General features: G+C 65.6%; 26 protein-coding genes. 8 read left to right on the top strand and 18 right to left on the bottom strand.

Annotated elements, in window-relative coordinates; translation table 11 throughout:
• Positions 1-95: 95 nt before the first annotated feature.
• From G4G28_RS16960 to G4G28_RS16975, 4 genes are read left to right on the top strand one after another with little or no spacing between them, the layout of a single operon-like run.
• Positions 96-665, top strand: a complete 570-nt coding sequence (locus G4G28_RS16960; protein WP_182989164.1) for an RNA polymerase sigma factor — start codon at positions 96-98, stop codon at positions 663-665.
• Positions 662-1,066 carry a DUF3619 family protein gene (locus G4G28_RS16965; RefSeq protein ID WP_182989165.1) on the top strand — a complete coding sequence of 135 codons (405 nt, stop codon included), beginning with the start codon at positions 662-664 and terminating at the stop codon, positions 1,064-1,066. The genes G4G28_RS16960 and G4G28_RS16965 overlap by 4 nt, the downstream gene beginning before the upstream one ends.
• Positions 1,063-1,938: a DUF3106 domain-containing protein gene (locus tag G4G28_RS16970; RefSeq protein WP_183107623.1), complete on the top strand. Its 876-nt coding sequence runs from the start codon at positions 1,063-1,065 to the stop codon at positions 1,936-1,938. The genes G4G28_RS16965 and G4G28_RS16970 overlap by 4 nt, the downstream gene beginning before the upstream one ends.
• The gene (locus tag G4G28_RS16975; protein WP_229507693.1) at positions 1,914-2,369 is read left to right on the top strand and encodes an RDD family protein; all 456 of its coding nucleotides are present in this window, start codon (positions 1,914-1,916) and stop codon (positions 2,367-2,369) included. The genes G4G28_RS16970 and G4G28_RS16975 overlap by 25 nt, the downstream gene beginning before the upstream one ends.
• A gap of 197 nt (positions 2,370-2,566) precedes the next feature.
• On the opposite strand, the gene G4G28_RS16980 is transcribed toward G4G28_RS16975, so the two are convergent.
• From G4G28_RS16980 to G4G28_RS17030, 11 genes are all read right to left on the bottom strand, one after another.
• Positions 2,567-3,298, bottom strand: a complete 732-nt coding sequence (locus G4G28_RS16980; RefSeq protein WP_183107625.1) for an rRNA pseudouridine synthase — start codon at positions 3,296-3,298, stop codon at positions 2,567-2,569.
• A complete protein-coding gene (ltaE, locus tag G4G28_RS16985) occupies positions 3,298-4,329 on the bottom strand; it encodes a low-specificity L-threonine aldolase (RefSeq protein ID WP_183107626.1) in 1,032 nt (343 codons plus the stop codon). The genes G4G28_RS16980 and ltaE overlap by 1 nt, the downstream gene beginning before the upstream one ends.
• 5 nt (positions 4,330-4,334) lie before the next feature.
• Complete coding sequence (locus tag G4G28_RS16990) at positions 4,335-5,255, bottom strand: SAM-dependent methyltransferase (RefSeq protein WP_182989168.1); 921 nt, start codon at positions 5,253-5,255, stop codon at positions 4,335-4,337.
• A 13-nt stretch (positions 5,256-5,268) separates the two neighbouring features.
• Positions 5,269-5,610, bottom strand: a complete 342-nt coding sequence (fdx, locus tag G4G28_RS16995; RefSeq protein ID WP_182989169.1) for an ISC system 2Fe-2S type ferredoxin — start codon at positions 5,608-5,610, stop codon at positions 5,269-5,271.
• A gap of 175 nt (positions 5,611-5,785) precedes the next feature.
• Complete coding sequence (hscA, locus tag G4G28_RS17000) at positions 5,786-7,675, bottom strand: Fe-S protein assembly chaperone HscA (RefSeq protein WP_182989170.1); 1,890 nt, start codon at positions 7,673-7,675, stop codon at positions 5,786-5,788.
• Between the two features lie 163 nt (positions 7,676-7,838).
• Positions 7,839-8,354: a Fe-S protein assembly co-chaperone HscB gene (gene hscB / locus G4G28_RS17005; protein WP_182991863.1), complete on the bottom strand. Its 516-nt coding sequence runs from the start codon at positions 8,352-8,354 to the stop codon at positions 7,839-7,841.
• A gap of 21 nt (positions 8,355-8,375) precedes the next feature.
• The gene (gene iscA / locus G4G28_RS17010; RefSeq protein ID WP_182989171.1) at positions 8,376-8,699 is read right to left on the bottom strand and encodes an iron-sulfur cluster assembly protein IscA; all 324 of its coding nucleotides are present in this window, start codon (positions 8,697-8,699) and stop codon (positions 8,376-8,378) included.
• A 28-nt stretch (positions 8,700-8,727) separates the two neighbouring features.
• Positions 8,728-9,114 (bottom strand): Fe-S cluster assembly scaffold IscU, encoded by a 387-nt coding sequence (gene iscU, locus G4G28_RS17015; RefSeq protein ID WP_182989172.1) that lies wholly within the window; start codon positions 9,112-9,114, stop codon positions 8,728-8,730.
• A gap of 148 nt (positions 9,115-9,262) precedes the next feature.
• A complete protein-coding gene (locus tag G4G28_RS17020) occupies positions 9,263-10,519 on the bottom strand; it encodes an IscS subfamily cysteine desulfurase (protein ID WP_182989173.1) in 1,257 nt (418 codons plus the stop codon).
• A 50-nt stretch (positions 10,520-10,569) separates the two neighbouring features.
• Positions 10,570-11,049: a Fe-S cluster assembly transcriptional regulator IscR gene (iscR, locus tag G4G28_RS17025; RefSeq protein ID WP_182989174.1), complete on the bottom strand. Its 480-nt coding sequence runs from the start codon at positions 11,047-11,049 to the stop codon at positions 10,570-10,572.
• Positions 11,050-11,339: 290 nt separating this feature from the next.
• On the bottom strand, positions 11,340-12,122 hold the full coding sequence (locus tag G4G28_RS17030; protein WP_182991864.1) for a uracil-DNA glycosylase: 783 nt from the start codon (positions 12,120-12,122) through the stop codon (positions 11,340-11,342).
• Positions 12,123-12,315: 193 nt separating this feature from the next.
• Here G4G28_RS17030 and G4G28_RS17035 point away from each other — a divergent pair, with 193 nt between their 5' ends.
• Positions 12,316-12,759 carry a CBS domain-containing protein gene (locus G4G28_RS17035; protein WP_182989175.1) on the top strand — a complete coding sequence of 148 codons (444 nt, stop codon included), beginning with the start codon at positions 12,316-12,318 and terminating at the stop codon, positions 12,757-12,759.
• 39 nt (positions 12,760-12,798) lie between these two features.
• Here the strand turns inward: G4G28_RS17035 and maiA are convergent, their stop codons facing one another.
• Both maiA and G4G28_RS17045 read right to left on the bottom strand, forming a co-directional pair.
• Positions 12,799-13,443: a maleylacetoacetate isomerase gene (gene maiA / locus G4G28_RS17040; RefSeq protein WP_182989176.1), complete on the bottom strand. Its 645-nt coding sequence runs from the start codon at positions 13,441-13,443 to the stop codon at positions 12,799-12,801.
• Entirely contained in the window at positions 13,440-14,465 is a 1,026-nt protein-coding gene (locus tag G4G28_RS17045; RefSeq protein WP_182989177.1) for a fumarylacetoacetate hydrolase family protein, read from the bottom strand. The genes maiA and G4G28_RS17045 overlap by 4 nt, the downstream gene beginning before the upstream one ends.
• 238 nt (positions 14,466-14,703) lie before the next feature.
• Between G4G28_RS17045 and G4G28_RS17050 the strand changes: the two genes are divergently transcribed.
• The 3 genes from G4G28_RS17050 to G4G28_RS17060 all read left to right on the top strand — a co-directional run bounded on the left by G4G28_RS17050 (position 14,704) and on the right by G4G28_RS17060 (position 16,890).
• Positions 14,704-15,621 (top strand): LysR family transcriptional regulator, encoded by a 918-nt coding sequence (locus tag G4G28_RS17050; protein ID WP_182989178.1) that lies wholly within the window; start codon positions 14,704-14,706, stop codon positions 15,619-15,621.
• 69 nt (positions 15,622-15,690) lie between these two features.
• On the top strand, positions 15,691-16,278 hold the full coding sequence (locus tag G4G28_RS17055) for a gamma-glutamylcyclotransferase (RefSeq protein ID WP_182989179.1): 588 nt from the start codon (positions 15,691-15,693) through the stop codon (positions 16,276-16,278).
• Between the two features lie 99 nt (positions 16,279-16,377).
• Entirely contained in the window at positions 16,378-16,890 is a 513-nt protein-coding gene (locus tag G4G28_RS17060; RefSeq protein ID WP_182989180.1) for a hypothetical protein, read from the top strand.
• Between the two features lie 651 nt (positions 16,891-17,541).
• On the opposite strand, the gene G4G28_RS17065 is transcribed toward G4G28_RS17060, so the two are convergent.
• The 5 genes from G4G28_RS17065 to G4G28_RS17085 all read right to left on the bottom strand — a co-directional run bounded on the left by G4G28_RS17065 (position 17,542) and on the right by G4G28_RS17085 (position 21,682).
• A complete protein-coding gene (locus tag G4G28_RS17065; protein WP_229507694.1) occupies positions 17,542-18,717 on the bottom strand; it encodes a PA0069 family radical SAM protein in 1,176 nt (391 codons plus the stop codon).
• A gap of 56 nt (positions 18,718-18,773) precedes the next feature.
• The gene (locus G4G28_RS17070) at positions 18,774-19,367 is read right to left on the bottom strand and encodes a tRNA-uridine aminocarboxypropyltransferase (protein WP_183107627.1); all 594 of its coding nucleotides are present in this window, start codon (positions 19,365-19,367) and stop codon (positions 18,774-18,776) included.
• 107 nt (positions 19,368-19,474) lie between these two features.
• Positions 19,475-19,663: a hypothetical protein gene (locus G4G28_RS17075; RefSeq protein ID WP_183107628.1), complete on the bottom strand. Its 189-nt coding sequence runs from the start codon at positions 19,661-19,663 to the stop codon at positions 19,475-19,477.
• A 112-nt stretch (positions 19,664-19,775) separates the two neighbouring features.
• Positions 19,776-20,624 carry a sensor histidine kinase gene (locus tag G4G28_RS17080; protein WP_183107629.1) on the bottom strand — a complete coding sequence of 283 codons (849 nt, stop codon included), beginning with the start codon at positions 20,622-20,624 and terminating at the stop codon, positions 19,776-19,778.
• Positions 20,543-21,682 (bottom strand): cache domain-containing protein, encoded by a 1,140-nt coding sequence (locus G4G28_RS17085; protein ID WP_183107630.1) that lies wholly within the window; start codon positions 21,680-21,682, stop codon positions 20,543-20,545. The genes G4G28_RS17080 and G4G28_RS17085 overlap by 82 nt, the downstream gene beginning before the upstream one ends.
• Positions 21,683-21,688 lie beyond the last annotated feature (6 nt).

Below are 21,688 nucleotides of genomic sequence, written 5' to 3' on the forward strand. Positions count from 1 at the left end.
ATTACGGTGCATGTACGGTGGTTTTTTGCTAGGATTCGTGGGTTTTCCATAAAGCACGGGCTACGTACCCGGAGCGCACCACCCCTTTCCAGCGCATGGCGACAGACAAAGAACTCAACGACTTCCTCGAGAATGTCGAACGGCGCGCCTTCAAGCAGGCCGTGTACGCGGTGCGCAAGGACGAGTCAGCGCTCGACATCGTGCAGGACGCGATGATCAAGCTCGCCGAAAAATACGGCGACAAGCCCGCTGCCGAGCTGCCGATGCTGTTCCAGCGCATCCTGCAGACGACCATCCTCGACTATTTTCGCCGCGAAAAGGTGCGCAACGCCTGGGTCAGCCTCTTCGGGGGGCTGGGCCGCCGCGAAGGCGAGGACGAGGACTTTGATATACTCAATTCGTATGAAGCGGAAGAAGGATCCGCCGCGGCCGAGTCCAGCATGGACCAGGTCGAACGTGCCCAGACCTTGCGCCTGATCGAAGCGGAGATACAAAAACTCCCGGCGCGTCAACGCGAAGCCTTCCTTATGCGTTACTGGCAGGATATGGACGTGGCCGAAACGGCCGCAGCGATGGGATGCTCCGAGGGCAGTGTCAAAACACATTGCTCTCGCGCCACGCATGCTCTCGCCGATGCCCTGCGGGCCAAGGGAATACAATTATGAATACCGACGACATCAACCTGGCGTACAAGCTGCGCCGTGCACTGGACGAGAACCTCGAGGCGCTGCCGGCTTCCACGGCCGAGCGCCTGGCAAGCGCGCGCGCGCAGGCATTGGCACGCAAGAAAGCCGATGCGCCTGCCGCTGCCCGCAAGGAAACGCGCCGCCGCTGGTTCGATGTCGACTTCCATTTTTCAAACGGCGGCCTCGGCCGCCTGGGCGTGGCCATCCCGCTGCTGGCGCTGGCCGTCGGCCTTGGCGGGCTGTACCAGTATGAACAGCAGGAGCGTATCGCCGAGCTGGCCGAACTCGACGCGGCCGTGCTGGCCGACGAACTGCCGCTGACGGCTTACCTCGACCATGGCTTCAATGCCTATCTGGAGTCGCAACAGCGCCGCCAATGACGAGACCTCCTTCCAAGCCCCGCCGCTACGGCTGGTTGGCCGTAGCGGCGGTGGTGGCCGCCATCCTGGCCTGGGCGATCTTCTCGCGCGTACGCACCGACGACCCCGATGCCGCGGTCCCGCGCACGGCCAGCGTGGCCGGTACAAGCAAGGACATCGCCGGCAAACCGGGCGCACAGTTGCTCGATAAACCCCTGTGGCGCGAACTGACGCGCGCACAGCAACTCGCCCTTGAACCCCTGCACCCCGAATGGGACGCGATGGATGGCACGCGCAAGAAAAAATGGCTGGAAATGTCGCGCCGCTTCGCCTCGATGAACCCGGCAGAGCAGGCACGCGTGCACGAACGCATGCGCCAGTGGATCCGCCTGACGCCCGAGCAGCGCAACCTGGCGCGCGAGAACTACAACAAGGCGCGCAAACTCGCCCCCGGCGAAAAGGCCGCCACCTGGGAAAGCTACAAGCAGTTGACGCCGGGCGAAAGGCAGCGCCTGGCGCAGACGGCCGCGCGCAGGAACGCGGCCGGCGCCAAGACCCCGGCGGCCGGCGGCATCGTCGCGCCCACCAGCTGCCCGGCCGGCACCACGCGCCGCGGCGCCTCCTGCATCGCGCTGCAGGCGCCGAACGCCATGCCGCCGGCACCGGCGCTCAGTCAGCCCGGCCTTCAGCCCGGCCTTCAGCCCGCCCCCTCAGTCCGCCCCCGCGGCACCCTCCTCGCCCGCCGCCCCGGCGGCACCGAACCTGTCCACGCCCGCTACTCCTGCCACCGCCGCTCCCGGCGCATCGAATGCAAACGGCTAATCCTCCCGTCGTCGCCACCCCGACCGTCAAGCGCCGCGTCATCGCGATGGTCTACGAAGCGTTCCTGCTGATCGCGGTCGAAGCGCTGGCCGTCTTCCTCTACCTGATCGCCACCGGCAACCGCCAGGGGCCTGCCTACCAGGCGGGTCTCAGCGCTTTCATGTTCCTGGTAGCGGCGGCGTATTTCGTGCATGCCTGGAGCGGCAGCGGCTTCACGCTGGCCATGAAAACCTGGCGCATCAAGCTCGTCAAAGTGGGGCATGCGAAGGTGCCCTTCAAGAACGCGGCGATCCGCTACCTGCTGGCCTGGGGCTGGTTCGCGCCGGCGCTGCTGGTTGGCGGCCTGCTCGACCTGCACCACGTGAAGGAGTGGAGCATTGCCTTCACGCTGGGGCTGGTGGCCTGGGGGCTGACGGCCTTCCTCGACAAGGACCGGCAGTTCCTGCATGACCGGATTGCAGGGACGCGGCTGATCGCCCTGCCCAAGCCTGCCAAGAAATAGACCTTACCGGTTCACCTGTCGGTCGCGGCTGCGTTCGCCGTCGCCGCTGCGCGGGTGCGCCAACGCGTGGAATCGGGACTCCACCCTACGAACGACCAGGGCCGGAGACCATTCGTGGCCACACGTAGGGTGGAGTCCTGACTCCACGGGGTACAAGGCATGCGAGCCCGGATCGCCAACCCTGCGCGGCCGTCATTTCAGAAGCGCTCGTACTCCGCCAGGTAGCGCCACTGCCCCTCGGGCAGCCCGGCCAGCGGGATGCGGCCGACGCGCAGGCGCTTGATGTCGCTGACGGACAAGCCCACCGCGGCGCACATGTGCTCGAGCTGGCCGGGACGCACGCCCTTGGCGGCGAAGCGCAGGCGCCCTTCGCTCTGCCAGCTGACCTTCATCGGGTTGATCGGCTTGCCGTTGAAGGTCAAGCCATGGTTCAGCAGCGCCAAGCCGCCTTCCTTGATGCCGCCCGAGACCTCGACCACATACTCGTGCTCGACGCGCTCGCCGTCGTCGACGAGCTTCCTCACGATGCGAAAGTCCTGGGTGAACACGAGCAGGCCGCTGGCATCGGTTTCCAGCGGCGTGCACAGGGTCAGGCGCGCCAGATGGCGTTTGAGGAAATGCGGGGCGCCGTGGGTCACGAACAAGCTTTCGGGCACCAGGCAGTCCAGCGCAGGACTGCCGCGCATGCCGACGCCGGCATTGCTGCCGGAGGGCTTGTGCAGCAGGATCGTCACCGGCGGCGCCTCCTGGGCGCTGGCGCCCGGCAGCAGCGTCACGGCCTGGCTTGGGGTCACGCGGCTGGCCGGGTCCTCGACCACCGCGCCATCGACGCTCACGCCGCCGTTGGCGATGTAGCGTTCGGCTTCGGCACGCGAACAGCCTGCCAGTTCGGCCACGCGTTTGGCCAGGCGAATTGCGTTGTCGCTCATCAGGCGCGCCAGTCTTTGAAGAATGCCTTGAAGGCGGCGACGACTTTGGCCACATCGTCCCTGGAGACGTCGAGGTGGGTCACCAGGCGCATGCGCGGGCCGACCGTGGCGCGGATGCCCTGGCTGGCCAGCGCTGCGCGCAGCGGCTCGCAGGCCGCGACCGGGACGTCCAGCCAGAAGATGTTGGTCTGCGGCGTAGTCACGCGCAGCACTTCGATCTCCGCCAGCCCTTTTGCCAGCGCGAAGGCGTTGTCATGGTCTTCCGCGAGGCGCTCGACATTGTGCTGCAGCGCGTGCTGCGCGGCCGCGGCGATGACGCCGGCCTGGCGCATACCGCCACCCAGCATCTTGCGCCAGCGCTTGCCCTGCTCGATAAAGGCCTTCGGACCCAGCAGCACCGAGCCGACCGGCGCGCCCAGGCCCTTCGACAGGCAGACCGAAACGGTGTCAAAACCCTTTACGGCTTCGCGCAGGCTGATGCCCTGCTTCACGGCCGCATTGCAGACACGGGCGCCGTCCAGGTGCGTCGCCAGGCCTTTCGCATGCGCCAGCGTGGTGGCAGCGGCAATGTAATCCTGCCCCAGCACGCGGCCGCCGATCGTGTTTTCCAGCGCCAGCAGGCGGGTGCGGGCGAAGTGCATGTCGTCGGGCTTGATGTAGGCTTCGATGTCAGCAAGCGCAATCGAGCCGTCCGCCTGGTTGGCGATCGGCTGCGGCTGGATGGAACCCAGCACCGCGGCGCCGCCGCCTTCGTATTTGTAGGTGTGCGCTTCCTGGCCGACCAGGTACTCGTCGCCGCGCGCGCAGTGCGTCATCAGGGCGATCAGGTTGGTTTGCGTGCCGCTGGCGGCGAACATGCCGGCTTCATGACCGAACAGGTCGGCCGCGAAGTCCTGCAGGCGGTTCACGTCGGGGTCGTCGCCGTAGACGTCGTCGCCGACTTCGGCAGCGGCCATTGCCGCGCGCATGGCTTGCGATGGCTGGGTTACGGTGTCGCTGCGCAGGTCAATCCAGGTGGTGGTATCGCTCATGGTATTCAATCGTCGGTTGAAACGGTGTCGGCCCGGGCCGCGGCGTTTGCTTCCGCTTGCGAGGTATAGAAACGCTGGCCCATCTCTTCCAGTCCCAGCGTGGACAGCACTTCCTGCAGCCGCTCGCTCGGGCGGCGGCGCGGCAGGTTCTTGTAGGTCGCCACGATCAGTTCGTTCTTCATCGAGTGCTCCCAGCCGACCAGTTCCGTCACGGTGACCTGGTAGCCGTGGGCTTCGAGCTGCAGGCAGCGCAGCACATTGGTTACCTGGCTGCCGAATTCGCGCGTATGGATCGGGTGCCGCCAGATCTCGGTCAGCGCGCTCTTGCCCAGGTCCTTGCCCTTGTTCTTGCGCAGGAAGGACGCCACTTCCGCCTGGCAGCACGGCACCAGCACCATGTGCTTCGCCTTCTTCTTCAGCGCGAAGTCGATGGCGTCGTCGGTGGCCGTGTTACAGGCGTGCAGCGCGGTGACGATGTCGATCGATTCGGGCAGCAGGTTCGAGGTCGTCGATTCGGCCACCGACAGCGGCAGGAAGGACATGTGGTCAAAGCCCAGGCGTGCCGCCAGCTCGGTCGATTTGCTGACCAGTTCTTCGCGCGTTTCGATGCCGTAGATGTGGGAGGCGTCGCCCAGGCTTTTCACGAACAGGTCGTACAGGATGAAGCCGAGATAGGACTTGCCGGCGCCGTGGTCGACCAGCGACACGGCACCCTTCTCCGCACGGACGTCATTGAACAGCGGCTCGATGAAGTTGACCAGGTGGTAGACCTGCTTGAGCTTGCGCCGGCTGTCCTGGTTCAGCTTGCCGTCGCGCGTGAGGATGTGCAGCTCTTTCAGCAGCTCGATCGACTGGCCGGGACGGACTTCTGGTGGCAGTTCAAGGCTTGCCACCGGCTTCTTGACGGTGTTCTCGGCGCGCTTCATGGCAATCCTGGTTTCAGTGGTTCTTTTCAGCCGCGTGGTTGATCGTGTACTTCGGGATCTCGACCACGAGGTCTTCGGTGGCGACGATCGCCTGGCAGGACAGGCGCGAATGCGGCTCCAGGCCCCAGGCCTTGTCCAGCATGTCTTCTTCTTTTTCTTCCAGCTCGTTCAAGGATTCGAAGCCTTCGCGCACGATCACGTGGCAGGTGGTGCAGGCGCAGACACGGTCGCAGGCGTGTTCGATCTCGATGTCGTTTTCCAGCATGACGTCGCAGACCGACTTGCCGGCCGGGGCTTCGAGCACGGCGCCTTCGGGGCAGAAGAGCGGGTGGGGCAGGATGACGATTTGTGGCACGTTGTTTACCTCTTAATGATGATCTTGGCCGTAGGGTAGGCGGGTCTCCCGCCTACGCGTCCAACGATCGTATGATCGGTCGGGGCGGCGCTTGTTGTCGAGCGGTGGTACTGATCGCGTTATGTTGACGCTGGCACGGTTTGAACGCGTAGGCGGGAAACCCGCCTACCCTACGTCAAACCTCGTCGAGCGACTTGCCCGCCAGCGCGCTGCGCACGCTCTTGTCCATGCGGCGCGCGGCGAATTCCTCGGTGCCATGGGCCAGCGCCTGCACCGCGTCGTGCAGCGCGTTCTGGCGCGTGTCCGGCTCGAGCGACGTGTCGTTCGAATGGTGGATCGCATCGCGCACGCCGTGCACCAGCTTCGCCAGTGCGTCCTGTTCCTCACCGTTGAGCAGATCGGCATCGCTATCGAGCGCCGACTGCGTCGCCAGCAGGATGCGCTCGGCCTCGACCTGCTCTTCGCGCAGCGCACGCATCTGCATGTCGACCTGCGCGGCGCCATACGAATCCTGCAGCATGCGCGCGACCTCGTCGTCGCCCAGGCCGTAGGACGGCTTGACGGTGATCGAGGCTTCCACGCCCGAACGCGTCTCGCGCGCCGACACCGACAGCAGCCCGTCGGCGTCGACCTGGTAAGTCACGCGGATGCGCGCCGCGCCCGCGGCCATCGGCGGAATGCCGCGCAATTCAAAACGTGCCAGCGAACGGCAATCGGAAACCAGTTCGCGCTCGCCCTGCACCACGTGCACCGCCAGCGCGGTCTGGCCATCTTTAAACGTGGTGAACTCCTGCGCCCGTGCACATGGAATCGTGGAATTGCGCGGGATGATTTTTTCCACCAGCCCGCCCATCGTTTCGATACCGAGCGACAGCGGCGTCACGTCCAGCAGCAGCCAGTCGTCGCCGGCCGCGCGGTTACCGGCCAGCAGGTTCGCCTGGATGGCGGCGCCCAGCGCCACGACCTTGTCCGGGTCGATATTCGCGTGCGGGATGGTGTGGAAGAACTCCGACACGGCACGGCGCACGTGCGGCATGCGCGTCGCGCCGCCGACCATCACCACGCCATCGACGTCTTCCACCGACACGCTCGCGTCGCGCATGGCCTTGCGGATGGCGTTCATGGTCTTGCCGACCAGGTGCTTCGTGATCTCGGCGAACGTCGCGGCAGTGATTTTCACCTGGACGATCTCGCCGGACTTCAGGATGGCGTCGATCGTCGTTTCATCGTTGCTCGACAGCAGTTCCTTGGCCTGACGCGCCTTGACCATCAGCGTGGCCGTGTCTTCTTCCGACAGCGGCGACAGCCTGGCCTGCTCCGTGATCCAGCAGAACAGGCGGTGATCGAAGTCGTCGCCTCCCAGGGCGGAATCGCCGCCGGTGGACAGGACTTCGAACACGCCTTTCGAAAGCTTCAGGATCGAGATGTCGAAGGTGCCGCCGCCCAGGTCGTAGACGGCGTAGACGCCTTCGGAGCCATGATCGAGCCCGTAGGCGATCGCGGCGGCGGTGGGTTCGGACAGCAGGCGCAGCACGTTCAGGCCGGCCAGCTGGGCCGCGTCCTTGGTGGCCTGGCGCTGGGCATCGTCGAAGTATGCGGGAACGGTGATCACGGCGCCGACCAGTTCGTCGCCCAGCGAATCTTCCGCCAACTGGCGCAGCGTGGCCAGGATCTGGGCCGAGGTCTCGACCGGGCTTTTCACGCCGGCGACGGTCCTGATCTGCACCATGCCGGGCGAATCGACGAAGTCGTACGGGAGGTTCTCGGCGTGGGCGATGTCAGCCAAAGCCCGGCCCATGAAGCGCTTGACCGAGACGATCGTGTTCTTCGGGTCGGTGGTGCGGTGGGCCTGCGCCTTGTGGCCGATGTTGGCATTGCCGTTCGCGAGGTAACGCACGACCGATGGCAGCAGCGCGCGGCCGTCCTCGTCGCTCAGCACTTCTGGGATACCGCTGCGCACCGTGGCGACGAGCGAATTGGTGGTACCCAGGTCGATGCCCACCGCCAGCCGGTGCTGGTGCGGTGCGGTCGACATGCCGGGTTCGGAAATCTGCAAAAGTGCCATGTTCGTGTTACCTGGTTGTTATTGTGCTGTAGGGTGGGCGCCCTGTGCCCACGCGGAACGATGCGCCACGTTGACGCCTATATCCGCGTGGGCTCGGGGCGCCCACCCTACATATTCATCCGTCGGTTGAACGCGCGGACGGGAGACCCGTCCCCCCTACGATTTACCCCTCGACCGCCTCGTACGCGTACTGCACTTCGTCCCCGAATTTGTCGAGGAACATCAGCGCGCGCACGCCTTCGGCCGCTTTCTGGAAGTCGCCCGCATCCAACTGCTTGCCGACTTGCGCCAGCAGCGCCTTGCGTTCCATGCGCACCTGCTTGTCCAGCGCGTCGAGCGCGTCGGCATCCTTCGCCGCGCGCGCGTCACCGAGTTCTTCGCGCCACTCCATCTGCTGCATCAGGAAGGCCATCGGCATCGCCGTGTTCGACTCGGTCTGCAGGTCGACGCCGTTCAACTCGCACAGGTACTGCGCGCGTTTTTGCGGGTGCTTGAGGGTTTGATAGGCTTCGTTGGCGCGGGTCGCCCACTGCATCGCGACGCGCTTTTCGGCGTCGGTGGCGTTCACGAAACGGTCCGGGTGCACGCGGCCCTGGACCTCGCGGAAGGCCCTGTCCAGCGCGGCCATGTCGACATCAAACCGGGCCGGCAGGCCGAACAACTCGAAGTGGTTTTGCATCAAGGCTCAGCTCTACATGCGTCAGATACGGAAGCTCTCGCCGCAACCGCAATTGTCCTTGACGTTCGGGTTGTTGAAGCGGAAGCCTTCGTTGAGTCCCTCGCGGGCGAAATCGAGTTCGGTACCGTCGATGTAGGGCAGGCTTTTCGGGTCGACGAAGACCTTCACGCCGTGCGACTCGAAGACATTGTCCTCGCTTGCCGCCTCGTCGACGTACTCCAGCTTGTAGGCCAGGCCGGAGCAGCCGGTGGTGCGCACACCGAAGCGCAGACCGAGGCCCTTGCCGCGACGCTCGATGTAGCGGTTGATGTGCTTCGCCGCTTTTTCGGTCAGTGTGATTGCCATGCGTTCTTCTCCAGCTTGAGTCTAAAACTTACGCGGTTGCGTGCTTCGTCTTGTAGTCGGCGACAGCGGCCTTGATCGCGTCTTCGGCCAGGATCGAGCAGTGGATCTTCACTGGCGGCAGCGCCAGTTCTTCGGCGATCTGCGTGTTCTTGATGGCCAGCGCCTGGTCCAGGGTTTTACCCTTGACCCACTCGGTCACGAGCGAGCTCGAAGCGATGGCCGAACCGCAGCCATAGGTCTTGAACTTCGCGTCTTCGATCAGGCCCTGCTCGTTGACCTTGATCTGCAGCTTCATCACGTCGCCGCAGGCCGGCGCGCCGACCATGCCGGTGCCGACCGACTCGTCGCCCTTTTCAAAGGCGCCGACGTTGCGTGGGTTCTCGTAATGGTCGAGTACTTTGTCCGAATATGCCATGGTAGTGCTCCTTGAATTCTTTAGTTAAGTGAATCGCGAGAAACCGTAGCGAGCGGCAGCAATGTTGGCCGAGAAGCGCAGCTGTACGAGTAGTACAGCGAGCATCGCAGGCCGACAGTGCAACGCGCAGTAGGTTTATCGCGGTTCATTAATGGGCTGCCCACTGGATCGAATTGAGGTCAATCCCTTCCTTGAACATGTCCCAGAGCGGCGACAGTTCGCGCAGCTTGCCGACCTTCGACTTCAGCAGTTCGATCGTGAAGTCGATGTCTTCCTCGGTCGTGAAGCGGCCGATGGTGAAACGGATCGAGCTGTGCGCCAGTTCGTCGCTGCGGCCCAGGGCGCGCAGCACGTAGGACGGCTCCAGCGAGGCCGAGGTGCAGGCCGAGCCGGACGACACGGCGATGTCCTTGATCGCCATGATCAGCGACTCGCCCTCGACATAGTTGAACGAGACGTTCAGGTTGTGCGGCACGCGGTGTTCCATGTCGCCGTTGATGTAGACCTCTTCGATCTCCAGCAAGCCCTTGGCCAGGCGGTCGCGCAGCGCCTTGACTTTCACCAGCTCGGACTCCATCTCTTCCCTGGCGATGCGGAAGGCTTCGCCCATGCCGGCGATCTGGTGGGTCGGCAGCGTGCCCGAACGCAGGCCGCGCTCGTGGCCACCGCCGTGCATCTGCGCTTCCAGGCGGATACGCGGCTTGCGGCGCACGTACAGGGCGCCGACGCCTTTCGGGCCGTAGGTCTTGTGCGCGGTGAAGGTCATCAGGTCGCACTTGGTGGTCGACAGGTCGATATGCACCTTGCCCGTCGCCTGGGCGGCGTCGCAGTGGAAGACGATGCCTTTCGCGCGGCACAGTTCGCCGATCGCGTCGATCGGCTGGATCACGCCGATCTCGTTATTGACCAGCATGACCGAGACCAGGATGGTGTCCGGGCGGATCGCCGCTTCCAGCTGCGCGATCGTGATCAGGCCATTGTCCTGCGGCTCGAGATAGGTGGCCTCGAAGCCCTGGCGTTCCAGTTCGCGCACGGTGTCCAGTACCGCCTTGTGTTCGGTCTTGACCGTGATGATGTGCTTGCCCTTCGTTTTATAGAAGTGGGCGGCACCCTTGATGGCCAGGTTGTTCGATTCGGTCGCGCCCGAGGTCCAGATGATCTCGCGCGGATCGGCGCCGACGAGGGCGGCAACGTGGCCGCGCGCCTCTTCGATGGCGGCCTCGGCCGACCAGCCGTACATGTGCGAGCGCGAAGCCGGATTGCCGAACTGCTCGCGCAGGAACGGAATCATCTTGTCGGCCACGCGCGGATCGACCGGCGTCGTTGCCGAATAGTCCATGTAGATCGGAAAATGCGGCGCGGTCACGAAGCTCTGCTCGATTTGTTTGTCCAAAGGCGCGTTCATCAGTTCACTCCAGTTCTGCTTCAGTTGTGCTCGGTATTGTTCGGTGCGGCTCAGTTCTGTACCGCGACGGCGGCGGGCGTGCGGTGCACCACCACGACGCTCTGTTCCTTCTGCTTTTGCTGGTCGACCAGGTCTTGCAGCGAGACGGAATCGAGGTAATCGACCATCTTGGCGTTGAGCGTGGTCCACAGCTCGTGCGTCATGCAGCGGGTGCCGCTGGCGGCGTCGGCCCCGTGGCAGTTTTCCTTGCCGCCGCACTGGGTCGCGTCGAGCGGCTCGTCGACGGCAATGATGATGTCGGCCACGGTGACTTTTTCCGCCGGGCGGGCCAGGCTGTAGCCCCCGCCCGGGCCGCGCACGGAGTCGACGATGGCGTGGCGGCGCAGCTTGCCGAACAGCTGCTCCAGGTAGGACAGCGAAATGGCCTGGCGCTGGCTGATGCCCGACAGCGTGACCGGACCCGTGCCCTGGCGCAGGGCAAGATCGATCATCGCAGTAACAGCAAAACGGCCTTTGGTGGTCAGACGCATCACAACCCCGGTAATGTTAAAATATTGCTCTTGCTCACTTTTCCCGGTTGTTCTTGCGCTTTCGCAAGCATTTGCATGAAAACCGGATTAGTTGAACGAATTAGTCAAGTATAGCAAATTCCGGGATGCTTGTCTCGGGCGCCCCAAAAACGGCGGGAGCGTCTGCGCCAGGTTTCGTAGGGTGGACAGCTCCACCTCTACCGCGTGATCAATCGATACGCATGCGCTGCCCACGCGGTGATACGCGACCTCCGAAACACCGCGCCCGCGCCTCCACCCGTCTGCAACAATCACCCCGCTCGCAACAGCCGCATCGGCCCGAACAGCGCCTGCATCTGCGCATTGCCAATAAAGCTCAGGTTATACGGATGCTCCGCCGCCACCTGCGGCAACTTCTCCGTCTCCGGCAGCTTCCTCAATTCCTCGGCAATCTTTCCCCACAGCACCAGGGTCGGCGGCGCCGCACGCCCGGCCAGGGTCGCCAGCACCACCTGCAGGAAAGGCAGCCAGGCACGCGCATCGATGACCGGCTTGACGTGGGAACGGAATACGAGCGAGGCGTTCAGCAGCAGGAAGCCCTGCCCGGTCAGCCGCTCCTGCAACTGCGCCAGCGTCCGGATCGCCGCGCCATCCCGCGCCGCCGCCGCGACCGGTGCCAGCGCAGCGCCGCCGGTGTCGCCCGCCTGCAGCTGCCCATCGGCTACCAGCAGCATCTTCATGAAGTTGCGCAGCGAGGTGGCGCGGTTGACGGGTTTTGACAGCCCGGCCTCGCTCCAGAGTTCGCCCACGGCACCGTCCATGAAGCAGACGCCGGTTGCGCTTTCCGCGCGCGGATACGGCCCCTCCCCCACCAGCACGTAACGCACCCGGTCCAGGGGCTGGGCGAAGGCGGCGAACAAGCGGCCCTGGGTGGGCAGGTAATCGTCGTCGACAAGCGTCGGCAGGTAGCCAGGGTTGGCGCGGCTAACCGCTTCCAGCCCGCGCAGCAGGTGGGGACGCCATGAGAGGTCGGCAAGATCCAGCATGGACAGGATGGCGGCGGGGATGGCAACTGATGAAACGGTCTCGGTCATGGCGCGCAAGCTGGCGATAGGGGCAAAAGGAAGCGGATTGTACCCGCCCGGGGCCAGGACGAGCGCAACCGTTCCAGCAGTCAATCTGGCGAGCCCGATCGCGGAAACGCGGCATGATTCGGGCATCCGGAGGCGGCGCCAGGCATGTGCTGCCGGCCTCCACTTGCGCCAACCACACCACAAGGAGAATGCCATGCAAACGATCCAGGACGTGATGACCCGCGACGTACAAACCATTTCGCCGCAGGAAACCGTGCAGCGCGCCGCCCAGCTGATGGATGAACTGAACGTCGGCGCCATTCCCGTCACCGACGGCGACAAGCTGGTCGGCATGATCACCGACCGCGACATCACGGTGCGTTCGGTGGCGGCCGGCCAGAACCCCGTGTCGACCATGGTCACGGATGTGATGAGCACCGACGTGCGCACCTGCACCGCGCGCCAGACGATCGACGAGGTGCTGGGCCAGATGGGCGACGTGCAGATCCGGCGCGTGCCGGTGATCGACGAGGAGTCGCAGCAGATCGTCGGCATCGTGTCGCTGGGCGACATCGCGACCAAGCATGCGGGCGAGGTCGAGAGCACCCTGGACGAGATCTCGACGCCGTCGGAGCCGGACCGGTCGACCCAGCATTGAGGAGCGAGGGGCGGATGGCTTCCCATCCGCCCCGGCGGTTCATTCCGCGTCGGGCTGCTGCGACGGATGCGCTGCCGCGAAGGCGGGCAGCTCGGTGCACATCGCATTGATGCGGGCGATGTTCGGGTAGGCCGGGATGTCGATGTCGAAGCGCTGGGCGTTGAAGACCTGCGGCACCAGGAAGCAGTCGGCCATGGTCGGCGAATTGCCGTGGCAGAACGGGCCGGCGGCCGGGTCGCGCGCCAGGTGGGCTTCGAGCGAGGCCAGACCTTCGCGGATCCAGTGGCGGGTCCAGTCCATCTTGGCGTCTTCGCTCAGCTCCAGCGGGCCGACCAGGTATTTCAGCACGCGCAGGTTGTTGAGCGGATGGATGTCGCAGGCGACGATCTGCGCCAGTTCGCGCACGCGCGCGCGCCCCGCGCAGTCATGCGGCATCAGCGGCACGGCCGGGAACAGCTCATCGAGGTATTCGATGATCGCCATCGACTGCGTCAGCGTGATGCGGTCGTCCTGGAAGGCCGGCACCAGGCCGCTCGGATTGATCTTGCGGTACTCTTCCTGGCGCTGCTGGCCGCCATCCTTGAGCAGGTGCACGGGCACCGCGTCGTAGGTCAAGCCTTTCAGGTTCAGGGCGATCCGCACGCGGTAGGCGGCGGAGCTGCGGAAATAGGTATAGAGCTTCATTCCTTCCTCCCGTGGTAATGCGCGACCTCGTGGTCGATGGCGCCGAAGATGCTGGCGCCGGACGCGTCAAGCATCTCGATGCGCACGCTGTCGCCGAAGCGCAGGAACGGCGTTTTCGGGGCGCCGTGTTCGATGGTTTCGTACATGCGCAGCTCGGCCAGGCAGCAATAGCCGACGCCGCCGTTGGCGATGCTCGAGCCGTGCAGGCTGCCCTGCTTGTTCGACACCGTGCCCGAGCCGATGATGGTGCCGGCGCCCAGTTCGCGCGTCTTTGCCGCGTGCGCAACCAGTTGCGCAAAACTGAAGGTCATGTCGTCGCCCGCGTTCGGCTTGCCGAAGGCCTCGTCGTTGAGCGTCACCAGCAGCGGCAGGCGCAGCTTGCTGTCCTGCCAGGCGTCGCCGAGTTCGTCCGGCGTGACCGCCACCGGCGAAAAGGCGCTGGCCGGTTTCGACTGGAAGAAGCCGAAGCCCTTGGCCAGTTCGTTCGGAATCAGGTTGCGCAGGGAAACGTCATTGACCAGCATCACCAGGCGAATCGCCGCCGCGGCCTGTTCGACGCTGGCACCCATCGGCACGTCGCCGGTGACGACCGCCACTTCCGCTTCCAGGTCGACGCCCCAGTCCTCGCTCATCACGGCGATCGGGTCGCAGGGGCCGATGAAGCGGTCGGAGCCGCCCTGGTACATCAGCGGGTCGGTATAGAACGAGGCCGGCACCTCGGCGTTGCGCGCCTTGCGCACCAGCTCGACGTGGTTGATGTAGGCCGAGCCGTCGGCCCACTGGTAGGCGCGCGGCAGCGGCGAATGGCATTCCATCTCGATGAAGGACTCGGCCTTGTCGGCGGTGCCGGCGTTGAGTTTCTCGTAGACGGCCTGCAGGCGCGGCGCGACCGCATCCCAGTCGTCGAGGGCGCACTGCAGCGTACGCGCGATTTTCGGGACGGCCTGGCAGGTGACGAGGTCGCGGCTGACGACGACCAGGGTGCCGTCGCGGCCGCCGGTCTTGAGGGTGGCGAGTTTCATGGCGTACTCCTTCCGATGTTTTGATTGTTTTAGAACGCCTGACAAAATCGGCATAGCGGCGTTACAGCTCCTGGCCGTACAGTCGTACTGTCTTCGCGGTCCGCCGATGCGGCGCTGCGTCGGTCGGCCGCATCCCTTGCCCTGCCGTTTTTGTCAGACGTTCCTGGTTGCCGCCATTACAAATGAATTCGGACTATCATACAAACAATATTTTCCGCCTGATTTATCAGACTATCTTATGAATCCCACCCTGCGCCAGATGCGCGCCTTCGTGGCATTGGCCAAGACCGGCAACTTCACCTCGGCCGCCCAGGTCATGCACGTGACGCAATCGGCACTGTCCGGGCTGATCAAGGAACTCGAGCAGACGCTGGGCGCGCGCGTCGTCGACCGCTCGACAAGGCGCATCACGCTCACCGACATCGGGCGCGAGCTGTACCCGCTATTTAGCCAGATGATCGATGATCTGGACGGTGCGCTGGCGAACGTGGCGGACCATACGCAGTTGCGCAAGGGCGTGGTGCGCATCGCCGCGCCGCAACTGATGTGCTGCACCCTGGTGCCCGAGGCCATGGCGGCCTACCGCGCGCAGCAGCCCGACATCGATGTGCGCGTGGCCGACAGCGCCGTCGAAAACGTGATCGCGCGCGTGCTCTCGGGCGAGTCCGACATCGGCATCGGTCCCGAGCGCGAGCCGACGCCGCAACTGCAGGCCCAGGAACTGTTCGAACTACCCTTCGCGCTGGTGTTCCCGGAAGGCCATCCGCTCGAGCTGCTGCCGCGCGTCACCTGGCAAGACCTGGCGCGCTATCCCTTCATCGCGCTGCAGGGACAATTCACCGAGCGCCTGCTGGCCGACATGCATGCACTGCCGCGCGCGTTCCCGGTCGAGGTGCCCCTGAAACCGGCCAATGAGGTGACTTTCATGACCACCGCGCTGGCCATGGTCAGTGCCGGCCTGGGCGTGACGGTCTGCCTGCCGTATGCGGAGCCGCTGGTCAGCCTGTACAAGCTGCGCATGCGTCCGCTCGAGGAACCCGTATTGACGCGGCGCTTTTTCGTCTACACACGCGCCGGCCGCTCGCTGTCGCCGGCGGCCGAGAGCTTCATCGACTTCCTGTTTCCGTATGTGGCCGGCAAGCGCGGGCAAGGCTGACCTGCGCCCGCCACGCCACACGGAAGGGCTGCGCTACAATCGGCCATCGTCTTTCTTGATCGCCGCGCCATGTCTCTCAATACCATCGCCATCAACCAGCGCATGGACAAATTCGCCGGCCAGGACCGGGTCTGGCTGTTCGGCTACGGCTCGCTGATCTACAAGGCCGACTTCCCCTACCTGGAACGGCGCCCGGCCCACATTCGCGGCTGGACGCGGCGCTTCTGGCAGGGTTCGCACGACCACCGGGGCACGGAAACGGCGCCCGGCCGGGTGGTGACCCTGGTGCCCGACGAAGGCGCGCTCTGCCATGGCATGGCCTACCTCGTCACGCCCGAGGAATTCGCCCACCTCGACCACCGCGAAAAGAACGGCTACCTGCGCCTGGCGACCACCATCGTGTTCGAGGACGGCAGCGGCGTCGAGGGCCTGGTCTACATCGCCACGCAGGAGAACGCGGCTTTCCTGGGACCGGCCAGCGAGCACGACATTGCATTGCAGATCGCCCGCTCCTGCGGGCCAAGCGGACCGAACAGCGAATACCTGCTGGAACTGGCGCAGGCGCTACGGGAACTGGGCAAGAACGACCCGCATGTGTTCGAGATCGAGCGGCATTTGATGGCCATTGCTGCCGCTGGCGGGCGCCAGGACTCCTGACGTTCCTGGCAAGGAGACCCGCGCAGGTTTGCGCTATCTCATCGCTCCTCTAACGGCCGCGTTCGTACCCTGAGGTCAGCAATTCGGGGGAAACGCACGATGCTGTCCGCCTGGCTCCATTTCTTCGATTCCGTGCCCGCGGCGACGCGCGAGCGCATTGCGCAGGCGCTGGCAGGGGCGCGCGTCGCCACCGTGAGCGTCGCCGACCGTTCGGCGCCCTACGGCCTGGCGGTACTGACCGAGGTCGACGGCGCCGCGCTGGCGCAACTACGGCTGCTGTCGGCGCAGTCCACCGTGCTCGCCATTGCCGCCGGGCCTGACGCGCCGGCCACCAGCGACAGCTGGGCCCTGCTCGGGGCCGGCGCCGCCGACGTGCTTTGCTGGCCGGATGGCGCGATGCAGGTGGAGCAAGTCACGGCCCGGCTGACGCGTTGGGCGGCGGTGCGCAAGCTGGTCGACACGCCGCCGTGCGTTCCACCCTGGTCGGCACCAGCCCGGCATGGCGCACGCTGGTGCGCAATGTGGTCGAGATCGCCGCCTTCACCGATTCGCCGGTACTCATCACCGCTGATGATGGTGAACGACGTGCACAACAAAATCCAGAAGAATTAAACGGGCTGAGCGTGGCTCCGGCCACGCCAGGACAGCTTGCCGATCGCTGGCTGAAGGTCGCTGCGTATCCCCGATGCCACCGCCTCTCATTCTTTCCTTCGCCGTCACCAAATCTGTGAATACCATCCTGCAATTCTTGAGTCCTTACCTGCAGCTATGCTATCTGGCTGCATGGGCATCGCCCAAAATCTCGAAGGGCTAAGAGCCTATCCCGGTAGTCCGGAGTCGCTGCTGGCGCGCCTGACAAACGCGTGCTGCGTTGCTCGTCGTTGCATGGCCAGCCATGCGGCCTCCTCGCGCCTTGCCCGCGCTTGCCATGCATCGCCACCAGCTTTCCCCGGACTACCGGGATAGGCTCTAAGTACTCGACCGAAAATAAATGGGAATTTTGGCAAACAGAACCGGACGTGCCGGTTCGGATGCGGTGCAAGACGGCGAGAGCGCCACAGTGCGAGCACTGCCCCGCAAGCGGACGCGAGCCGACGCAGCAACGCGCCGGTTCTGGAAGCCGAAAACACATTTATTTTGGGGTGAGTACTTAGGTCGATTCGCCATGTCGATACAGCTGTCCAAACGAAAGGCCAAGTACCCGGATCAGGACAATCGTTCCGGCTCGTACGACTGAAAGCCAGCCGACCTAATGCGCTGCTGCTAGAACAGATCGAGCTGCGCGGTCGCCTTTGCCGTCGCCTTGCCCGTCCCCGCCGGCACCACCAGCGGACGCCGGAACTGCGAGGTGTCGAGCCCGGCGAAGCGGCCGCCGAAGCCGCCCAGGTCGAGCCGGTCGACCGTCTTGTTGAAACGCTGGCGGATCAGGTCTGCCCAGACGCCTTCGCCGTGCATGCGCTTGGAGAAGTCGCTGTCGTAGTCTTTTCCGCCGCGCATTTCGCGCACGCGGTTCATGACGCGCCGCGCGCTCGGGGAAATGCGCTTCGAGCCACCCTGGAACAGCGGGTTGACCTCGAAAGGCAGGCGCAGCACCACGTAATGGGCGCCGACGGCGCCGGCGTCGCGCGCGGCCTCGAGGATGCGTTCGATCTCGGGCTCGGTCACGAACGGAATGATGGGCGCGACGCTGACGCTGACCGGGATGCCGGCGTCGGTCAGCGTGCGAATGGTGCGTAGCCGGCGCGCGGGTGCGGCGGCGCGCGGTTCGAGCGTGCGCGAGATTTCCGAGTCGAGCGTGGTGAGCGTGATGGCCGCGCAGGCATGGCCAGCCGCCGCCATCGGGGCGATCAGGTCGATGTCGCGCTCGATCAGCGCCGACTTGGTGATCAGGCCGACCGGATGCCGGCACTCGCTCAATACTTCAAGCACCTCGCGCGTGAGGCGTTTCTCGCGCTCGCAGGGCTGGTAGGCGTCGGTATTGACACCGATGGCGATGTGCTCGGGCTTGTAGCCGGGCCGCGCCAGCTCGCGCCGCAACAGCTCGGCCGCGTTCACCTTGGCGAACAGGCGGCTCTCGAAATCGAGGCCGGGCGACAGGCCGAGGTAGCTGTGAGTGGGCCGCGCGAAGCAATAGATGCAGCCGTGCTCGCAGCCGCGGTAGGGGTTCAGCGAAACGTTGAAAGGCACGTCGGGCGAGGCATTGCGCGACAGGATGCTCTTGGCGATTTCGTCGGTCACCTGGGTCTTGAAGGGCGCGGCGCCGAATGCGGCCCCGGCCTCGGCCTCCCAGCCATCGTGGAAGGCCTCGCGGCCGTTCACTTCATAGCGGCCCTGCAGGTTGGTGACGGCGCCGCGGCCCTTCAGGGCGGCGAGCGGACGCACCTGTACCGGATGCTCGGCACTGTATTCGCGGTCGATAGTTCGTTGGCGCTGTTCCATGGCTCGGCCTTATACTGTATGTTTATACAGTATGGTACGCCGCTATGGTCGAGAATTCAAGCGCGCGGTACGTAGTCGAGTTGTTGTTGTACGAATCCATCGAAGGCGTCGAACAACGCAGCGAAACGCGCCGGGTCACCTTCCACTTGACCCAGCGCATGGGCACCCGCTTCCAGCGTCGACAGCTGGCCGGGAGCGTGCGCCTTGCGAATGCGGTAGCGTGTATCCACATCCTGCAAGCCCAGGCGCGGCAACGCCTGCAGGGCGGGATTGAGGTAAAGCATCTTGCGGCTCTTGCGCCAGGTGGCGTCGAGCAGCACCAGACGCAGATCGCGCGGCGGCGGCAAGGCGGGTCCCGGCGCGGCACCTCGCGCGTCCGGATACAGCAGCAGCGGCTGGCGGCCGCCGGCATGCAGCAGGGCGTGCAGTGCGGCGGCATCGAAGGCCTCCCCCACCGCCAGCACGCTGTTCCCCACGCACAGGTGCAGCAGGCGCGCGCTGTTCTTCGCATTCGCCACCTCCAGCGGATGTTGCAGGATCAGCAGTGCGGCCTGTGCCTCCACGGGACACACCCAGCGGCAGATGCAGGCCGACTGCGCGCGCAGGCAGGTGGCGCAGCTGGGGCGACGGGAGGGAGAGGATTCAGGCATCGGGATTGGTAGCAGAGCCAAAGCCGGAAACGCAAGCGGGCAATTTCCGCCGATTCTAGCAGCCCGGCGCTGCGGCCCGGCGGCAGCGCGGTGAATGCCCGGCCTGGCTAGCGCTCCCCGGCAAGACCGGCCAGCACGCGTACCAGCTGCTCGATGTCGTAGGGTTTGGCGAGGATCTGCACGCCGGGCAGCGCCACTTGCCGCTCGGTATAGCCCGTCGCCAGCAGCACCGGCAGGCCGGGCCAGCGCCGCCTGACGATGCCGGCCAGGTCGATGCCGCTGACCTTGCCGGGCATGACGACGTCGGAAAGACGATGTCGAACGTGGCCCCTCCTTCCAGCCGCGCCAGCGCTTCTTCGCCATTGACGGCGATCTGCACGTCGAACCCGGCCTGGCGCAGCCCCTCGGCTACCGCCTCGCGTACCGGGGCATCGTCCTCCACGAACAGCAGCCTGCCGCAGGCCTGCCCCAGCCCGGTGCCGGCTGCCGGCAGCTGGACAGGCGCGGCCGCCGCGGCGGCGCGCGCAGGTAGATATGCACGCGCGTGCCCGCGCCGGGCGCGCTGTCGAGCAGCAGCAGGCCGCGCGCCTGGGCGGCAAAAGCATAGGCTTGCGGCAGGCCCAGGCCGGTCCCCTCGCCCGGCGCCTTGGTGGTGAAGAAGGGGTCGAGCGCGTGTGCCAGCACCTGCGCGTCCATGCCCCGCCCTTCGTCGCCCACCGTCAGGTGCAGGTAATCGCCCGGGGCCAGGCCCTGCAGCGGCGCGTCCAGCCTGAGCTTGCGCGCCTCGATGCGCAGCACGCCACCGGCCGGCATGGCGTCGCGCGCATTGATGGCCAGGTTCAGCAGCGCCAGGTCGAACTGCAGCGGCTCCACCGTCACCGGCCACAGGTCCGGGTCGAAGGCGGTGTCGATGCGGACCGTTTCGCCCACGCCGCCCCGGATCAGCTGCAGCGCGCTTTCCAGTTGCGCCTGCGCATCCACCGTCACCAGGCGGCCTTCCTGCACCCGCCCGAAGGAGCCGAGCTGGCCGGTGAGCGTGGTGGCGCGGGCGACGGTGCGCTTGCAGGTGTCGATCAGCCCTTGCAGCTTCGTTTCCTTTGCCGTCATGCCGGCCAGCTGCAGCGCCGTGGTCAGGGTTTGCAGCAGGTTGTTGAATTCGTGGGCGATGCCCGCCGTCAGGCGCCCCAGCGATTCGAGCCGCTGGCTGCGCAGCAGCGCTCCCTGCGCCTGCTCGGTGGCATGGATCGCCTCGCGCACGCGCAGCTCGAGTTCGCGCTTCGACCGGCGGATCTGCTTGCTCGCCTCGGCCATGCGCCAGGCCACGTTGTCGACCTCGGACAAGCCGTGGGCGCGGTAGCTGATCTCTTCGCCATTGCCGAGGCGGTCGGCGCAGCGTCCCGGTATTCGATCGGCGCCACCGCGCGCCGGGCGAACCAGCTGCCGGCCGCCACCGCCATCACCAGCAGTACCGTCATGATGGCGGCCAGCAGCGCGGCCGCCTCCAGCGGCACGCGCCGGATCTCGGCTGTCGGCAGGCTGATCAGGACCTTCCAGCCGATGTCCGGCACGCTGTTGACGATCGCCCGCACCGGGATGCCCTCGAGCGTGCGGCTGGTGAAGACCAGTTCGCCATCAAGCTTGCCGATGCGCTCCCGGGTCTCCGCGCGCAGCAGGGTTCCGATGAACCTGTCCGCTTCGCGCGAGCGGGCCGCGACGCGGCCATTGCGGTCGACCACCGAAGCGATCCAGATCGACGGGAATTTCTGGCGCGCGAGCAGCTCCTGGAGGATGCCCACATGCAGGCCCAGCACCAGGTGATAGCGCAGTACGCCGTCCTGGCGCACGGGAACCTGCATGGTGAAATCGTAGCGCTTGAGCGGCGGCGCATAAAAGATATCGGATACCAGCGTGCGCTCGGCGCCGTAGCGCTGCATCAGCGCGGGCAGGTTCGACGGATCGCGTCCGGCCAGGGGCGCGCCGGGCGGGCGCAGGGTGTGCAGCATGAGCTTGCCCGTGCTGTCGTACAGGGCCACGACCGCATGCATGTTGTCGGCGGCGCGGCGGGCATGGTCGTAGAACTCGTCCAGGTCGCCCTCGGCCAGCGCCGGTGAGGCGGCAAGGGTGCGCAGGATGCCCTCCTGGTGCCGCATCTCGTTATCGACGAGTAAGGCAAAGGCCCGGCCTGTCTCGGCGATACCACGCTCCTGGTCCTTTTGTTGTTCAGTGTAGACATAGGCCACCGCCAGCGCGGCACCGATGAAAGACGGTACCAGGATGGCAAGGACCAGGATCAGCAGCCGGTTACGGAATCGCATCGCAGG

Source organism: Massilia sp. Dwa41.01b (genome assembly GCF_014171775.1).
GTDB lineage: Bacteria > Pseudomonadota > Gammaproteobacteria > Burkholderiales > Burkholderiaceae_D > Telluria.

Coding starts and splice junctions, on each gene's coding strand:
- G4G28_RS16960 (WP_182989164.1), top strand. CDS start 96: ATGGCGACAGACAAAGAACTCAACGACTTCCTCGAGAATGTCGAACGG.
- G4G28_RS16965 (WP_182989165.1), top strand. CDS start 662: ATGAATACCGACGACATCAACCTGGCGTACAAGCTGCGCCGTGCACTG.
- G4G28_RS16970 (WP_183107623.1), top strand. CDS start 1,063: ATGACGAGACCTCCTTCCAAGCCCCGCCGCTACGGCTGGTTGGCCGTA.
- G4G28_RS16975 (WP_229507693.1), top strand. CDS start 1,914: ATGGTCTACGAAGCGTTCCTGCTGATCGCGGTCGAAGCGCTGGCCGTC.
- G4G28_RS16980 (WP_183107625.1), bottom strand. CDS start 3,298: ATGAGCGACAACGCAATTCGCCTGGCCAAACGCGTGGCCGAACTGGCA.
- ltaE (WP_183107626.1), bottom strand. CDS start 4,329: ATGAGCGATACCACCACCTGGATTGACCTGCGCAGCGACACCGTAACC.
- G4G28_RS16990 (WP_182989168.1), bottom strand. CDS start 5,255: ATGAAGCGCGCCGAGAACACCGTCAAGAAGCCGGTGGCAAGCCTTGAA.
- hscA (WP_182989170.1), bottom strand. CDS start 7,675: ATGGCACTTTTGCAGATTTCCGAACCCGGCATGTCGACCGCACCGCAC.
- hscB (WP_182991863.1), bottom strand. CDS start 8,354: ATGCAAAACCACTTCGAGTTGTTCGGCCTGCCGGCCCGGTTTGATGTC.
- iscA (WP_182989171.1), bottom strand. CDS start 8,699: ATGGCAATCACACTGACCGAAAAAGCGGCGAAGCACATCAACCGCTAC.
- iscU (WP_182989172.1), bottom strand. CDS start 9,114: ATGGCATATTCGGACAAAGTACTCGACCATTACGAGAACCCACGCAAC.
- G4G28_RS17020 (WP_182989173.1), bottom strand. CDS start 10,519: ATGAACGCGCCTTTGGACAAACAAATCGAGCAGAGCTTCGTGACCGCG.
- iscR (WP_182989174.1), bottom strand. CDS start 11,049: ATGCGTCTGACCACCAAAGGCCGTTTTGCTGTTACTGCGATGATCGAT.
- G4G28_RS17030 (WP_182991864.1), bottom strand. CDS start 12,122: ATGACCGAGACCGTTTCATCAGTTGCCATCCCCGCCGCCATCCTGTCC.
- G4G28_RS17035 (WP_182989175.1), top strand. CDS start 12,316: ATGCAAACGATCCAGGACGTGATGACCCGCGACGTACAAACCATTTCG.
- maiA (WP_182989176.1), bottom strand. CDS start 13,443: ATGAAGCTCTATACCTATTTCCGCAGCTCCGCCGCCTACCGCGTGCGG.
- G4G28_RS17045 (WP_182989177.1), bottom strand. CDS start 14,465: ATGAAACTCGCCACCCTCAAGACCGGCGGCCGCGACGGCACCCTGGTC.
- G4G28_RS17050 (WP_182989178.1), top strand. CDS start 14,704: ATGAATCCCACCCTGCGCCAGATGCGCGCCTTCGTGGCATTGGCCAAG.
- G4G28_RS17055 (WP_182989179.1), top strand. CDS start 15,691: ATGTCTCTCAATACCATCGCCATCAACCAGCGCATGGACAAATTCGCC.
- G4G28_RS17060 (WP_182989180.1), top strand. CDS start 16,378: ATGCTGTCCGCCTGGCTCCATTTCTTCGATTCCGTGCCCGCGGCGACG.
- G4G28_RS17065 (WP_229507694.1), bottom strand. CDS start 18,717: ATGGAACAGCGCCAACGAACTATCGACCGCGAATACAGTGCCGAGCAT.
- G4G28_RS17070 (WP_183107627.1), bottom strand. CDS start 19,367: ATGCCTGAATCCTCTCCCTCCCGTCGCCCCAGCTGCGCCACCTGCCTG.
- G4G28_RS17075 (WP_183107628.1), bottom strand. CDS start 19,663: ATGCCCGGCAAGGTCAGCGGCATCGACCTGGCCGGCATCGTCAGGCGG.
- G4G28_RS17085 (WP_183107630.1), bottom strand. CDS start 21,682: ATGCGATTCCGTAACCGGCTGCTGATCCTGGTCCTTGCCATCCTGGTA.